The organism is Kitasatospora sp. NPDC088134, assembly GCF_044741705.1.
GTDB lineage: Bacteria > Actinomycetota > Actinomycetes > Streptomycetales > Streptomycetaceae > Kitasatospora.
The window spans coordinates 44,432-57,920 of sequence record NZ_JBIUTD010000031.1; the positions used below are offsets into that span (position 1 = coordinate 44,432).

The 13,489-nt window shown below is 69.8% G+C and carries 13 protein-coding genes and 1 pseudogene; 7 read left to right on the forward strand and 7 right to left on the reverse strand.

What is annotated here, in order from left to right:
- Positions 1-10: 10 nt before the first annotated feature.
- The 3 genes from ACIOHG_RS32775 to ACIOHG_RS32785 form a co-directional block, all read right to left on the reverse strand.
- Positions 11-889 carry a glycosyltransferase family 8 protein gene (locus tag ACIOHG_RS32775; protein WP_400956036.1) on the reverse strand — a complete coding sequence of 293 codons (879 nt, stop codon included), beginning with the start codon at positions 887-889 and terminating at the stop codon, positions 11-13.
- Positions 886-1,929: a UDP-glucuronic acid decarboxylase family protein gene (locus ACIOHG_RS32780; protein ID WP_400956037.1), complete on the reverse strand. Its 1,044-nt coding sequence runs from the start codon at positions 1,927-1,929 to the stop codon at positions 886-888. The genes ACIOHG_RS32775 and ACIOHG_RS32780 overlap by 4 nt, the downstream gene beginning before the upstream one ends.
- A gap of 73 nt (positions 1,930-2,002) precedes the next feature.
- Positions 2,003-2,218, reverse strand: a complete 216-nt coding sequence (locus tag ACIOHG_RS32785; RefSeq protein ID WP_400956038.1) for a hypothetical protein — start codon at positions 2,216-2,218, stop codon at positions 2,003-2,005.
- A 161-nt stretch (positions 2,219-2,379) separates the two neighbouring features.
- On the opposite strand from ACIOHG_RS32785, the gene ACIOHG_RS32790 reads away from it, so the two are divergent.
- Positions 2,380-3,726 (forward strand): transcriptional regulator, encoded by a 1,347-nt coding sequence (locus ACIOHG_RS32790; protein ID WP_400956039.1) that lies wholly within the window; start codon positions 2,380-2,382, stop codon positions 3,724-3,726.
- A 173-nt stretch (positions 3,727-3,899) separates the two neighbouring features.
- Here ACIOHG_RS32790 and ACIOHG_RS32795 read toward each other — a convergent pair whose 3' ends face one another.
- Positions 3,900-5,078, reverse strand: coding sequence for a hypothetical protein (locus ACIOHG_RS32795; protein ID WP_400956040.1), 1,179 nt, complete (start codon positions 5,076-5,078; stop codon positions 3,900-3,902).
- A gap of 209 nt (positions 5,079-5,287) precedes the next feature.
- On the opposite strand from ACIOHG_RS32795, the gene ACIOHG_RS32800 reads away from it, so the two are divergent.
- Positions 5,288-5,905, forward strand: a complete 618-nt coding sequence (locus ACIOHG_RS32800; protein WP_400956041.1) for a hypothetical protein — start codon at positions 5,288-5,290, stop codon at positions 5,903-5,905.
- Positions 5,906-6,000: 95 nt separating this feature from the next.
- On the opposite strand, the gene ACIOHG_RS32805 is transcribed toward ACIOHG_RS32800, so the two are convergent.
- Entirely contained in the window at positions 6,001-6,621 is a 621-nt protein-coding gene (locus tag ACIOHG_RS32805) for a hypothetical protein (RefSeq protein WP_400956042.1), read from the reverse strand.
- A gap of 320 nt (positions 6,622-6,941) precedes the next feature.
- On the opposite strand from ACIOHG_RS32805, the gene ACIOHG_RS32810 reads away from it, so the two are divergent.
- Positions 6,942-7,748 (forward strand): hypothetical protein, encoded by an 807-nt coding sequence (locus ACIOHG_RS32810; RefSeq protein ID WP_400956043.1) that lies wholly within the window; start codon positions 6,942-6,944, stop codon positions 7,746-7,748.
- A 19-nt stretch (positions 7,749-7,767) separates the two neighbouring features.
- Entirely contained in the window at positions 7,768-8,907 is a 1,140-nt protein-coding gene (locus ACIOHG_RS32815) for a helix-turn-helix domain-containing protein (RefSeq protein ID WP_400956045.1), read from the forward strand.
- 84 nt (positions 8,908-8,991) lie between these two features.
- On the opposite strand, the gene ACIOHG_RS32820 is transcribed toward ACIOHG_RS32815, so the two are convergent.
- Both ACIOHG_RS32820 and ACIOHG_RS32825 read right to left on the reverse strand, forming a co-directional pair.
- Positions 8,992-9,747, reverse strand: a complete 756-nt coding sequence (locus tag ACIOHG_RS32820; protein WP_400956047.1) for a hypothetical protein — start codon at positions 9,745-9,747, stop codon at positions 8,992-8,994.
- A complete protein-coding gene (locus ACIOHG_RS32825) occupies positions 9,737-9,922 on the reverse strand; it encodes a hypothetical protein (protein WP_400956049.1) in 186 nt (61 codons plus the stop codon). The genes ACIOHG_RS32820 and ACIOHG_RS32825 overlap by 11 nt, the downstream gene beginning before the upstream one ends.
- Positions 9,923-10,608: 686 nt before the next feature.
- On the opposite strand from ACIOHG_RS32825, the pseudogene ACIOHG_RS32830 reads away from it, so the two are divergent.
- The 3 genes and pseudogenes from ACIOHG_RS32830 to ACIOHG_RS32840 all read left to right on the forward strand — a co-directional run.
- A pseudogene (locus ACIOHG_RS32830) lies at positions 10,609-11,043 on the forward strand (ATPase, T2SS/T4P/T4SS family); the annotation flags it as partial.
- 430 nt (positions 11,044-11,473) lie between these two features.
- Entirely contained in the window at positions 11,474-12,601 is a 1,128-nt protein-coding gene (locus ACIOHG_RS32835; protein ID WP_400956051.1) for a type II secretion system F family protein, read from the forward strand.
- A gap of 15 nt (positions 12,602-12,616) precedes the next feature.
- Entirely contained in the window at positions 12,617-13,414 is a 798-nt protein-coding gene (locus ACIOHG_RS32840; protein ID WP_400956053.1) for a type II secretion system F family protein, read from the forward strand.
- Positions 13,415-13,489 lie beyond the last annotated feature (75 nt).

The window sequence follows — 13,489 nt, forward strand, 5'->3', positions numbered from 1 at the left end:
CCTCGCGTGCTCACTCGGCCCCGCCGTCGGCGACGTAGTCGTGGAACAGGCGGTAGGTGTCCCGGAGTTGGCCCGCCGGGTAGGTGTCCTGCCAGGGCTTGTCGGGGCCGGCGAAGTGTACGAGGGCGGCGGTCTTCTCGTCCTTCAGGAGCTGGGCGAGCGGGCTTTCGGCCTCGGCGTAGTGGATGAAGCCGGGCTGGGCGGCCTGCGGCGACATGGCGAAGGTGTTCCACCGCCGGTCCAGCCGCTGCCAGTTGTCGTCGACTGCCCAGTTCAGGGCGTCCTGGTCCCAGAACCGGACCTTGTCGGGGTGCTCGGACAGGAACTGCCGGGAGCGGTCGAAGACGCCGAGCCGCTGGCAGCGCTCGAGGTCGATGAGCATGACGCCGCTGTTGAAGTAGTCCCGGCCGTACGGGACGCCGAGCTCGTCCCAGCCGGGCAGCTGGATGCCGCGGCCGATGACCGGGTTCTGTGGGTCGCGCACCGCGCCGATCGGGTGCTCGTCGAGGGACTGCCGCAGCAGCGGCCGGAGGTCGCCGAGCACCATGGTGTCGGCGTCCAGGTAGAGCACCCGTCGCTCGTCGGGGATGACCTCCGGGATGGCCAGGCGCACGTACACGGCGCCGCTGACCCAGTCGGAGACCGGGTACCGCGGGTCGGTCACCGGTGCCGGCCGCAGCTCGGTCCGCAGGCCGGTGCGGTCGGCGTCCCGCAGGATCGCGTTCCGGTTGGCGTCGCTGATCTGCTGGTCGAGGACGATCAGGCGAAGCTCTCCGACGGTCCCAGGGTGGACGGCGGCGATCGAGTGCATCAGCGTCCGCAGCGGGCGGGCGTATCCGTCGTCGACTCCGCAGACGATCGCGGGCAGCGGGCGCGAGGTGGTGTTCACGAGGCGCTCCTTCCGGTGGTGGCGCTGGCCTGGCGGGGGAAGTGCTGCTGGGCCCAGTCGAGGGTCTGGCGCAGGCCGTCGCGCAGGTGGGTGGTGGGCTCCCAGCCGAGGTGGGCGCGGGCGGCGGTGATGTCGGGGCAGCGGCGCTTGGGGTCGTCGGCGGGCAGCGGGATGAAGGTGATCGCGGACGCGGAGCCGGTCATCGCCCGGATCTCCTCGGCGAGCTGCAGCATGGTGATCTCGTGCGGGTTGCCCAGGTTCACCGGGTCGGCGTGCTCCGCCGTGGCGGCGGCGAGCAGACCGGCGACTGTGTCGCCCACGAAGCACAGCGAGCGGGTCTGGCTGCCGTCGCCGGCCACCGTGATCGGCTCGCCCGCCAGCGCCTGCTGGATGAAGGCCGGCACCGCACGGCCGTCGTCGGCGCGCATCCTCGGGCCGTAGGTGTTGAAGATCCGTACGATCCGGGTGCGGGTGCCGCCGGAGCGCTGGAAGCAGGAGGTCAGGGCCTCGGCGTACCGCTTGGCCTCGTCGTAGACGCTGCGGGGTCCGACCGGGTTGACGTTGCCCCAGTACTGCTCGGGCTGTGGGTGCACGAGCGGGTCGCCGTACACCTCGGAGGTCGAGGCGAGCAGGAACCGTGCGTGTTTGGCGTCGGCCAACTCGAGGGCGTTGAGCGTGCCCATCGCGCCGACCTTCAGCGTGGCCAGCGGGTGGCGGGCGTAGTCCAGGGGCGAGGCGGGCGAGGCGAGGTGGAAGACGAAGTCCACCGGGCCGGCGACCGTGAACGGCCGGGTCACGTCGTCGGTCTGGAAGCGGAAGCCGCCGACCGAGCGCAGGTGCGAGAGGTTGTCGAGGCGGCCGGTCAGCAGGTTGTCGACGCCGACCACTTCCGCCCCGAGGCCCAGCAGTCGCTCGCACAGGTGCGAGCCGATAAATCCGGCGGCACCGGTGACGACGGCGGTGCGGCGGGCGAAGGCTGCGGGTACTGCCGTGGCTGCGGTCTCTCGCGGGTGGGTCAGTGGTGCTTGCAGGCGTGGCACGGTGCTTGTCCTCCAAGTCGTCGGGCGGGTGCCGGCTTCGTTACGGGCAGTCGCGGCAGCGCGGGCCCGGGCTTCAGACGGCCGGATCGTGATCGGTAAGGGACCGTGCGGGCGGTGCCGCGACCGGGTGATCGGTGCTCAGCTGGTGGTCGGCGGCGACCCCGAGCAGCGCGAGCGTTACGACGTGGCCCAAGCCCCACAGCGCGGTGAGCGCTGTCCCCACCGGGTCGCGGTGTGCCCCGCGACGCCTGCACTGACGGCTCTGATGCGGTTTCTCGACTGCCTTCATGGCTCCTCCCCTCGTCGGCTTCCGGGGCCGGGCGGCCGGTACAGGTTCGCCGTGCCGCAGCGCAACTCGGAACGTTTCTGGGGGGTTTCTCCTCGATGCGGCCCGCGCCACAGCGGGTAGCAGTACGCTCACCAACAGGTCATGAATCGCCGGGGGTTGAGATGAGCTCAGACGTTCTGGCAGTCCACCCACTCACCCACCTGATGCGGTTACACGGATGGGGAAAGATCCAGTTCGCGCGCATGATGCGCGACCACGGAGCCGTGCTGAAGATCCACCTGGCGACCAACCGGACGCTGGTGTGGAAGTGGGAGCAGGGCCAGGAGCCCGAGCCAGACGCGCAGTTCGTTCTGGCCGACCTTCTCGGCGTCAATCCCCGTACGCTGGTTGCCAATCCGTGGCCGATGTGGCTCCCGGTGTGGGAAGTGACCGGCATCACGGCGCCGTGGACGAAGGCCGGTACCGTGGACGTACTGGTGGAACTGGTCAGGAGTGGGCATATGGATCGGCGGGGCTTTCTCACCATCACCGGGGCCGCCATGGCCACCGTCGCCGCGAGCTGGGCCTCCGCCTCGCCCGCCTTCGCTTCCGCCCTCGGGGGCGACCAGGTGACGGACGCCATGGTCGACACCCTCGAATCCCGCGTCGCCACCCTCCAGAGCCTGGACGCGCAGATGGGCGGCGCCCGCCTCATCGAGCAGGCCCGCGGCGACCTCGCCATCATCACGGCCCTGCTCAAGCAGGGCCGCCACACCGAAGCCGTAGAGGCCCGCCTGCTCGGTCTGGCCGCCCAGGTCAACTACATCGCCGGATGGATGGCCTACGACAGCGGCCTGCGCTCAGCTGGCCAGCAGTACTACCTCGGCGCTCTGCGCGCCGCCAAGACCGTCGGCGACGACGCCCTCGGCGGCTTCCTGCTCGCCGAGATGGGCGTCCACCTCTCCGACGCCGGCAACCCCGCCGAGCGCGTCGCCCAGGTCGAGACCGCCCTCGCCAACACCCCGCCGACGATGCAGCCCGGCGTCCGAAGCTACCTCGAACTCCACCACGCCGAGAGCCTGTCCCGCGACGGCCAGCACCAGAAGGCCGGCTCCGCCCTCAACCGCGCCCACGACCTGTGGTCCAGGAACGGCGGCGACCAGCTCCCGAGCTGGCTCTCCTGGTACGGCGACGCCCAGCTCAGCTCTACCGAGGGCAAGATCATGCTCCGCTCCGGCCAGCTCGACCGGGCCACCAGCGCGCTGGCCTCGTCCATCGACCACGCCGTCCCCCGCGACCAGGCCGTCCGCGCGGGCCGCCTCGCCACCGCCCGCCTCGCAGGCAAGGACCTCGACGGCGCCCTCGACGCCGCCAACCGCGGCCTCGGCCTCCTCGAAACCCAGGTCCACTCCGTGCGCGCCGTCAACCGCCTCACCAAGTTCGACGGCTACCTCAAGCCCCACTACGCCGAACCCGCCGTCGCCGAGTTCCGCGAGCGCCTGCGCGCGCTTCCCGTCATGGCAGCGTGACTCGCGCCTCGGCCTCCGCGCCAGAGGGTGCCTGTTGCTCTTACACTCGTTCTGAAAGCCCCGGTGGACCGCTGACCTCGGTCAAGTCGCCGGGGCCAAGCTCGTCCACTCGGGGTTGGCATTCACCTTGCCGTGGCCCCGAAGCTACAGCCGCTCGGTCCGGGCCTGAATCGTCACGCGCTGGCACGGAACATGCTCGCCGCCTGAGCCGCGTCGGTCAGCTGACTGCCGCGGAACAGCGCGAGGAACAGCGTTGCGATTCCCACAGTGACGACGGGCCCGGTCAAGCTGGTCGGCAGTCCCGAGTACGTCACTGCGACGACCACGCCGAGACCACCACCAGCAACACCCAGCCAGCGCAGGAACGGCCGGTCGACGACCGGCTCCGCCCCGAGATCTTCCTCCTCCAGGAGCGCGGCGCATCGCCCCTCCGCATACCTGCTCGCAATCGTCATCAGCTTGACCGCGAGGTCCTGAAACGCCGCAGCAGGCTCCGACAACACTCGCGCCTCATCCGCCCGCAACGCACCGATCACCTTCGCCGCATGCGCCTTCGCCACCCGGCGCTGGTGCCGCCTCAGCCGGTACCCGCGAGCTTGGTAAGCCTTTCGGATCTCCCGCTCCGCCGCTCTGAGCGAGACCCGGGAAAGTGCATCCAGAGACGGCTCCGCGCTCCATTGCAGATGAACACGCGCACACCGGGTCGCGGTGGCGACGAGGACGGCAACTCCCGACCAGTTCACCGAGTTGTGCCTGCGGTCCAGGGCTGGGTGACCAGGCTCCCCACGAAGGGAATCGGCCACACCCATGGGCATGAGCCTCCTCAGGACAACGAAGACCAGAGCGCCGGCCAGCAGCAGCGGAACGAGCTTGACGGCGCCGTGCTCCGACAGCAGGACGGGGAGCTTCTTGCCGATGACGACCGGCGCCGAGACGATCCCGAGCAACAGTGAGCTGAGTGGATCGCGCACAGTGTGGGCCCCGGTGGGGTGGCTCGCCTCCGCCACGGCATGCCGGAGGGCGTCGATGACGCTCTGGCCATCCATCCTCACCAGGATGATCACGGCGACGGCATAGATCGGGAGGGCGTTGATGACCTGCTCGAAGCACCGGCGTATCGCCGTACCGACCAAGCCGGGCTGGAGGTCCGGCACCCGGTCTCCCACGACGTGGGGCAGTACGCGCCCCGCACTGATCAGTATCTCGTTCACGGGCTCTGCCACCAGTCGGTCCCGCAGACGTCGCACCGGCCCGAGCACCAGCCGTTCCCACCACCGCAGGACCGTCGGCTTGGCGATGTTCGCGATCCAGCACACGACAGCGAGCCCGACAAGGGTCAGGAGTGTACGCATTCGCCGATCATCGCAGTCGGCTTGGCGCTGCGTCAGGCTTCTGCCTAGATCCACGGGAGGCTCCGCAATGCCTGGTCGCCTTCGTCTCGACCCCGACGCCGCCTAAGGCCGCCCTGGGGGGGAACGGCCGCGAGCCAGCCAGTCGTCGCGGTAGCGTGATCCATCTACCGCGCGGCGTGCTAACCGGAAGCAAAGAAACGGGAGTTCGAGTGAGCGACCAGGCCATCAAGTACGTGCAGCAGCTGGCCGTCGCCGATCCGCTCGCCAAGCGGGTGCTGCTGGTACTGGCCGAGCACACCGAACCCACCACCAGCATGTGGGGCCACGAGATCCCCGAGATCATGGGCCTGGACGTCACCGAGACCGACCTGCCGGCACTCGCGGCCCGGGCCGGGTTCACCGCGGAGGAGTTCCGCCAGCAACTCCGCCAGCTCAAGCAGCACGTGAAGATGGACGTGCTCGAGCACTCCGACGGGACCTGGGAGATCGTCTACGGGCCGTCGTACACCGACAAGCACTCGCCGATCCCCCAGCCGGTCACGGAGGAGAACGTCGGCGGACTCCACGACTTTGCAATGCCGGGCTGGGAGCACTACGGCACCTGGGGCTGGGAAGAGGGCCTCGGGCACTTCTACGCCCAGATCATCCACAACAGCGACGACCGGGACGCCACCCCTCGAATCTGGATCACCCCGCCCAGGTACGTAGTGCGGACGATCGACGAGCTGGCCCAGGTGATCGCTGACGAAATCGCCCCCTACGAGCCGATCCGGGTGCCAGCCTCCATCATCAAGATGTACATGACCAAGCCGTCCCTGTCGCGATAGGCGCGTGAGCCTGGGCGAGCCACACGCGTCGAACCGCGAACGAGACCGATGGCCAGGGCCCCAGGCCGGCGGTCTCCGAGTCGTTAGAGCTCCCGTCAGCTGTCAATCCAGATCCCGCCGCTGTTCTGGTGGACCACCGGATACCAGTCGAGAACCGGGCAATCCACGACCAGCAGGTTCTCCAGGCCGCCCAGCCCATGCAGATGGAGACGCTCGATGACCTCGTCCTGCAGGTAGAAGTCACCCTGCAGAGCGTCACAGTGGACGCAGCCGACGGACAGGTACCGCGAACCCATGGTGCTGCTGTACCGGCTCTTGATCGTCGCGGCGAGATCTGACCGTCCGCCTTGCTGCAGCAGCTTCTGGGAGAGAGCGAGTGTGTCCTCGTCGCCCATGTGCAGCGAGTTGAACCCGCGTGCTGGCCTCTCCGGGTACAGCCCGGCGAGGCATGTCGTGTCCCTGTGGCACTTCCAGCACTCGCGGGTCAGTCCGAGAATGCGCAGAGACACGAACCTTGCGGTCAACGGCGAGCGCACCTTGGGCAGGTGCAAGCCTATGTCTGCCGGGTCGAACTCCTCGGACTCATAGAGTGCCCCAAGGTCGTGGCAGGTTGCGCACTTCACCACCCAGCTGCCGTCTGTCTTGTTGAGGAAGCCGCCTCCCTCGAACACCCACACCGAGCATTTTGCGCAGCCGCCCCCGTACCGGTTCTGCATGGGCCCTCGTCTCGCCATCATCGCCAGACGGCCCTCGATCGCCTGGCTGTGTCCAGTCAGCACCGTACCCGGCGACTACGCGAAGCCCTGAGAGGGGCTGAACCAATACGACACGCGCACTCACGTGCACCGTCAGCAGGGACTCGGCGCCTCGTTGGCCAGCTAGCCAGACCGGCCGTCTCTTGCCGACGCGACTCCTGTGCCACAGCCCGACACGCCGCCCCCTGAAGCACTTGTGCAAAGTGCCGTAGATCAACTAAAGTGCCAATGATCGTGATCTGCTCAGCTGAGAAGTTCCTGCCCGGAAGGGGATCAGACGCATGTACGAGGCCGTGCCGTGGCAGCAGCAGCTGTTCGACCAGAACGCAGACCGGGTCCGGAGCGGACTCGGACAAGGGCTCCGGAACATGCACGCCAATGCGCGCGCGGCACAGGAGGAGGCTTCGGTCAGGCCGGCTCACCCGTACGGCGCGGCCCGTTACACCGGGCAGTTCGAGAGAATCGCAGACGAGCTGATCACCATTCCCGGTGCCCGTCTGGTCAAGCCCCGCGGCTTCGGCTTCGAACTCGTGCTGGTCGGCAAGGGGCTGATCTATCCGTTCCGGTATGCCAAGACGCAGGCGGATGTCCGGGTTGCCCGGATCCCGCACACCTCGGTTCTGATCAAGGAACTGCTTGCCAACTTCGGCACCGCTCCCGACACCTTCCAAGAGGCGCTGGAGTTCGACGGGTTCGAGACCGATGATGACGTCCTTGCTCTGCGGGCCGGCCTGGCTGACCTGCCGCCCGACACGAAGCTCGTGCTGGTGCCGTTCGCCTGCAATGTCGGCGGCCTGCTGGAGTCCTACTGGGGGGTAGCCTCGTTGGGGATCGACGGCACGACCCTCCAGTGGGCGTCCACACCCGAGGCTCTGCCGGTTCCCGACCAGGCGACGAGGCAGATCAAGCTGCACTCCGTGCCGGAGCAGGGTGTGACCGTGTCCGAGGCGCTCACGGGCTTCGATCAGGGCGAGGAGCCGCCGGTGTTCCTGTCGTCCCGTCCGGACAGCGATGTGAAGCTGGACCTGGCCCCTGAGACTGAAGAGCAGCCGATCGAGCCCCGAGTGAACGAAGACGATGAGAAGTAAGCAAGATCTGATCCCAGGCATGGAGGAGCGCGGAGTCACTCCACGCGCCATCTGTGACGGGTTCGACCCTGCCCGCCTGACCCAGGCCCGGCGACTGGCCGAGATGACGAAGAAGGATGTCTCGGCCTACCTGGGTGTTACTCCTGCTGCGGTAGGACAGTACGAGACGGGAGTATCAAAGCCTCGCCCAGAGCTAATTCCCAGGCTTGCCGAATTCCTAGATGTGCCGATGCAGTTCTTCCTGGTCGGCAGGCCCAGCAATCGGCTCGACTCGTCCATGGCGCATTTCCGGAGCTTGCGAAGCACACCTAAAGCTCAGCGGGAGCGATCCCTAGCATTCGCCGAGCAAATCTGGGAGCTCACTTTCGCGCTGGAGAAGCGCATTCAGATGCCATTCGTGGACCTTCCTGGCTTCGCCGGCGGGGAGGTTCATCCGGGGGAAGACCTTCCCGCTGAGCCCGCGTCCGCAGCGCGTGAATTGAGGCGTCGATGGGGCCTGGGAACCGGCCCCGTCACGCATCTCGTCCGGCGGATGGAGTCTCACGGCATAGTGGTTGTGCTGCCGCCAAGCGCGGACGCCTCGGCGGCAACTGTCGACGCCTTCTCCACCCGTGCCCCGCGCCCGCTGGTAGTCCTGACGTACAACCGGACCGATGACGTCTACCGTCACCGGTTCAGTGCGGCACATGAGCTTGGGCACCTGGTCTTGCACGGGGACGCGACGGGCGACAGTCGTCAGGAACGGGAAGCCGACGCGTTTGCTGCAGAATTCCTTACTCCTCAGGAAAGCATCCTCCCTTTGCTGCCCAGGCGAATGGACCTTGCGCAGCTTGCCGACCTCCGTCGCACGTGGGGAGTTTCGATCCACTCCCTGATTTACCGCTGCCGGGAGCTGGGCTTGATCTCGGACGCGACAACCAGTAGGACTTATCAACGCTTGCGGGCGCTGGATGGGCAGCCCGGTTTCACTCCCGAGCCAGTTAGTAGCTTTGCTGGTGAACAGCCAGTCCTCCTGCGCCAGGCATTTCAGCTTGCAGTCGAAGACAGTGGCCTGACTATAGAGAAGCTAGCGCGGGAACTCGGCTGGAAGCCTGCACGTGTCCGAGAGTTGCTGGATGTCCCTGAAGATCAGCGACCTGTCCTGAGGCTGGTCAGGTAAATAGCAGGTACGCTCCTGCCTTCGCTTGCCTTTCAGACGCTCCCCCCAGGCCGCCCGCAGGGGCTCAGCCCCGAAGCTTTACTTTCAGGGAAGGTAGAGCTTCGGGGGTGCGGACCCGGGACTCGTGCCTGTTGGCGCGGTCACCTCGTACCCGAGCTGCCGGAGTACGTCGGCGGCTTCGTCAGGTGCGTCGCGTACGGCAGCCCGCACCTGCTTGTGCCGCCAGAGCTGGATGCCGGCGAGGAGCGCGTCCTCCCAGCCGTCCACGGTGTCGATGCCGAACTCACGGACGATCATCAGGAGGACGTCTTCGAGCCCCGGACGCATCCGGTGCCCGCCCACGGGGAAGTGGATCTGGGACAGACGAGGGACCGAGTCCTTCTTGGTCATGACGGCCGGCTTACCGTGCGCCGCCAGCCGCTGAATCCAGGCGATCTCGTCACGGTGGGCGTGGAGCTGGATGTGGGCGGCTGGAGGCCAGGTGCCGTGCTTGCGTACGTACTCGTAGCGGAACAACGGCTCTTGCTGTCCGCGGCAGTAGATCTTGACGGCCGAGTTGTCCACTGCGAGGAACTGGCCAGCCTGATCCCAGCAGCAGAAATACTCGACCGTCATGCTCATCTCGGCTTTCCCGTTGATGAGCAGATCGATCTTGCGCTGAGTGGGGAGGCCGTCGCCGGAGTCGGCGACCGTGGTGACCCAGATCCGCTTCCCCTGGTGGACCGCGTGGAAGCTGGGAGTCACCGGAAGCACACCCTGGAGCGTCCCGGTCAGCTCTGTCGCGAAGTCCTTCGCGTACTGGTGTAGGTCCAGATCCTCGTTGAGCGGGTCAGTCGTCACCCTCAAGAAGGTAGCCCAGACCCTGCAAAGTGGCCCAAATGTCGGCCTCAAGAGGGGTGAGCTGGTACGTCTCAGCACGCTCCGCCAGTTCTGCCTCGGTCAGGCGGGTCTGCGCGAGCAGGCGGGCACGCCACTCCTCAACCTCTGAGCGCGTCTTATCGATCACGGTGGGCATGTCTGGCTCCTTCCCTGGAGGCTCCTGATCCTGCCAGCAGTCAAGCACGTGGCACTGACGATCCGCGAAACGGGATGTCATCTCTCCCCCTTCATCCCTCCAGAGATGCCCACCAGTTCCTTGAACACCCCTGACGCACCAAGGGAGACGGCGGGAACGCGAGGATGCGCGCCGCCTCCGATCGGGTGAACGGCCGACACGCTGTGCCCTCGGCTCAGCTTGGCGGGTGAATGACGCTATCGGCCCGGCCTGACATCCGGACCCGAGCACTGCGGCCTCCTCGGGGGGTCAGGAAGCGCGCAGGCCGGGCGGAAGCGGGCACCGCCGCCGGAGACGGTGTCGTCCCTCCGCACTGCCCAAGGAATCTGGCCGGGCCTGTCCGTTGGGAGAAGGTTCCCGACCAGCGAGGCCGTTGCTGGAGGCCCCAAAGCTGACGGCATGTCGACGACGGGCCCATCGTTGGCACCCTCGTTGGACACCTGGGCGGCCTCCTGGCGGGCCAGGCACTGAGCCTCCCGTGAGAGAAGACTGCGTCCAGAGGGCGCCATCTCGCAGGTCACGGATAGATAACGCTTTGCCGATCCCGCTGAGACACCGCGGCCATAGGGTTGATCACCAGCTCTTGGCTGTGTGCCTGCGGGCTTCTGAGACAGTACGAGCCCTGAGACAGCTGAACTGTTCCTAAGCTGGGCGAGCTGACCCTGCGCGACCTGGTCCGCCAGGCCCTGCGGATGCGGCCCGACCGGCTGGTGGTCGGCGAGGTCCGGGGCGCCGAGGTGGTCGACCTGCTGGCAGCCCTCAACACCGGCCACGAAGGCGGTTGCGGCACTGTCCACGCCAACACCGCCGCCGACGTCCCCGCCCGGCTGGAGGCGCTCGGCTCACTCGCCGGACTCGACCGGCACGCGCTGCACAGCCAGCTCCGGGCCGGGCTCGACGCGATCGTCCACCTGGGCCGCGACCGGGCCGACGGCCGCCGCCGGGTCACCGGCCTGCACCTGCTGGTCGGGGACGCCGACGGGCTGACCGCCACCCTCGCCGCCGTCCACTTCGAGCGCGACGGCCGCAGCCGCCCCGGGCCGGGCTGGCCCCGACTGCGGGAACTCTGCGCCGAACGCGGCGTCGACCTCCCACCGGACCTGGCACTGGCGGCGGTCGAAGAACCGGCCCAGGAATCTCCGATCGGCTTGCACCCTGCGGTTCCTGGCGCAGCTCCGGTCGAGCCGGTGTCCGTCGACCGGGCGAGGGTCGGGGAACCGGCCAGGGCGCTCCCGGGTGGCTTGCCCGCCGTGGTTGCCGGGGCCGAGCCGGTCGAGCCGGTGCCCGGCGAGCGGGAGATGGTCGGGGCGCTGTCCCCGGCTTCCTCGGGTGGCTCTCGTCCTGCGCTCCCCGGAGCTTCCTCGGTCGATCCGGTCGATCCGGTGCCCGTCGATCGGGCGGCGGGGGAGGGGACATGACGGTGCAACAGGTCGAGTTCGCCTGGGTGGTCGTGCTCTGCGTGGTCGGGGCGGCGGCCTGGCAGTTGCTGCGCTCGGGGGCCGGGTGGCCGTGGTGAGCGGGCTGTTGGAACTGCTCGTGCTGCGGGTGTGCGGCGCGGTCGGGGCCGCGGGCCCGGCCGGTGGAGCCGTCGCGGTGGGGGCGGTGGCCGTCGGGCTCGCGCTCGGGTCGTTCGGGGCGGGGCGGCTGCTCGCGGTGCGCCGCAGGGTGCGTGGCGCCGGCCGGGCGCGGCGGGTGCTGGCGGGGTCGCGCGGTCCCGTCGGCCCGGGCGGGCGACTCGGCCGGATCGGGGCGGCGTGGCAGCGGCGGCGGCCCCGCTGGCTGGTGCCCGAACTGCTGCTGCTCCCGGTCGGGGCGGCGGCGGGGCACGGTACCGATTCGGTGCTGCCGCTGCTCGGGGCGGCCTGCGCGGTGCTGCCGGTGCGCCGCTGGCGGGCCCGGCGCGGGGTGGCCAGGGCGGCCCGGCAGCGGGCCGTGGCGGTGATCGAGCTGTGCGCCGGTCTGGCGACCGAACTGCACAGCGGCGCGACGCCGGAGCAGGCGATGAACGCCGTCCTCGCCCGGGCCGCGCCCGACTGGGGCCGCCGCCTCGGTGCCGGACCGGCGGTCGGGTTGGCCGCCGGCCGCTACGGCGCGGACCTGCCCGCGGCGCTCCGCCTGGTGGCCGAACTGCCGGGCGGAGAGGGCGCGGCAGCCATGGCGGCCTGCTGGCAGGTCAGCACCGAGAGCGGGACGGGCCTGGCCACCGGCCTCGAACAGGTCGCGGACGCGCTGCGCGCCGAGCGGGCCCTCACGGAGGAGATCACGGGCGAACTCGCGGGCCCGCGCACCACGGTGGTCGTCCTCGCCGCCCTGCCGGCGGTCGGCCTGGGGCTGGGCACCGCGCTCGGTGCGCACCCCGTGCACGTCCTGCTGCACACCCCCGCCGGTCTGCTCTGCCTGTTGGCCGGGGGCGCCCTGGAGACGGCCGGGCTGTTCTGGACGGCTCGGATCGTCCGTGCGGCCGAGGACGCCCCGGCCCGGCCGCGGCCACCCAGGGCCCCGGCCACCGGCTGCGGGATCAGCCGGACCCGCCACGGCCCGGCCGCCGGGTCCCCGGCCCGTGGGGCGGGGGCGGGGGCGGGTGGCGGACGGTGGCGGCGACCGGGCGGTGGGTCGGTGACAGGTGTTCGGTGTCGGTGAATCGGAGGAAGCGTGGTGGACGGGACGGTGGTTCTGGTGCCGGCGGCTGCCGCCGGGCTGGCGGGCGAGGTGCTGGCCGCGGCGTGGTGGCGGTCGGTGCGGCGGCGGGCCGAGCGGTGCGTCCCGGCGGTGGCGGTCCGTCCGGCGCGGGGCGGGTGGCGCGGCCGGGCCGGGCCCGCCGTCGGACGGCTGCTCGGGCGGCTGGCGGGGGACCGGCCGCTGGCCGGGCTGCTCGGCCTCACGGCCGGGGCGCTGGTCGGAGGCTGGGCCGGGCTGGTGGCGGGAGCGCTGGTCGGCTGGGCGGGGTGGCGGCTGCTGCCCCGGGTCCGGTCGCCCGGTGAGCGCCGCCGGGCCGCCGAACGGGACTGGCTGGTGCGCCAACTGCCACTCACGGCAGACCTGTTGGCGGCCTGCCTCGGTTCGAGCAGCTCCCCGGCCGGGGCGGCCCGGGCAGTCGCCGCCAGCGTGCCGCCGCCGATGCGGGACCGCCTGTCCGGTGTCGCGGCCCAACTCGCCCTCGGCGCCTCCCCGGAACACTGCTGGGAGCACCTGGCCGCCGACTGCCCGCCGATGGCACCGCTCGCCCGCTGCCTGGCCCGCACCGCCGTGAGCGGTGCCCCGCCGGCCGGGGCGCTGGCCGGGCTGGCCCAGTCCCAGCGGGCGGCGGCCGCCAGGGCGGCGCACGCGCGGGTCCGCCGGGCCGGGGTGCTGGCGACCGCACCGCTCGGGCTCTGCTTCCTGCCCGCGTTCGTGCTGATCGGGGTCGTCCCGGTCGTCACCGGGCTGACCGGTGCTTTCGCCCAGCGCCTGTGACCGGCGCAGGTCGGCCCCGGTCGTTCCACTCCCTTCCCCGCCCATCCCTTCCCCACCAAGTCGATCGTCGAAGAA

What these genes read in the sequence shown, in the direction of transcription:
- ACIOHG_RS32785 (WP_400956038.1), bottom strand. Translation starts at nt 2,218, where the DNA reads ATGAAGGCAGTCGAGAAACCGCATCAGAGCCGTCAGTGCAGGCGTCGC.
- ACIOHG_RS32790 (WP_400956039.1), top strand. Translation starts at nt 2,380, where the DNA reads ATGAGCTCAGACGTTCTGGCAGTCCACCCACTCACCCACCTGATGCGG.
- ACIOHG_RS32795 (WP_400956040.1), bottom strand. Translation starts at nt 5,078, where the DNA reads ATGCGTACACTCCTGACCCTTGTCGGGCTCGCTGTCGTGTGCTGGATC.
- ACIOHG_RS32805 (WP_400956042.1), bottom strand. Translation starts at nt 6,621, where the DNA reads ATGCAGAACCGGTACGGGGGCGGCTGCGCAAAATGCTCGGTGTGGGTG.
- ACIOHG_RS32810 (WP_400956043.1), top strand. Translation starts at nt 6,942, where the DNA reads ATGTACGAGGCCGTGCCGTGGCAGCAGCAGCTGTTCGACCAGAACGCA.
- ACIOHG_RS32815 (WP_400956045.1), top strand. Translation starts at nt 7,768, where the DNA reads ATGGAGGAGCGCGGAGTCACTCCACGCGCCATCTGTGACGGGTTCGAC.
- ACIOHG_RS32825 (WP_400956049.1), bottom strand. Translation starts at nt 9,922, where the DNA reads ATGCCCACCGTGATCGATAAGACGCGCTCAGAGGTTGAGGAGTGGCGT.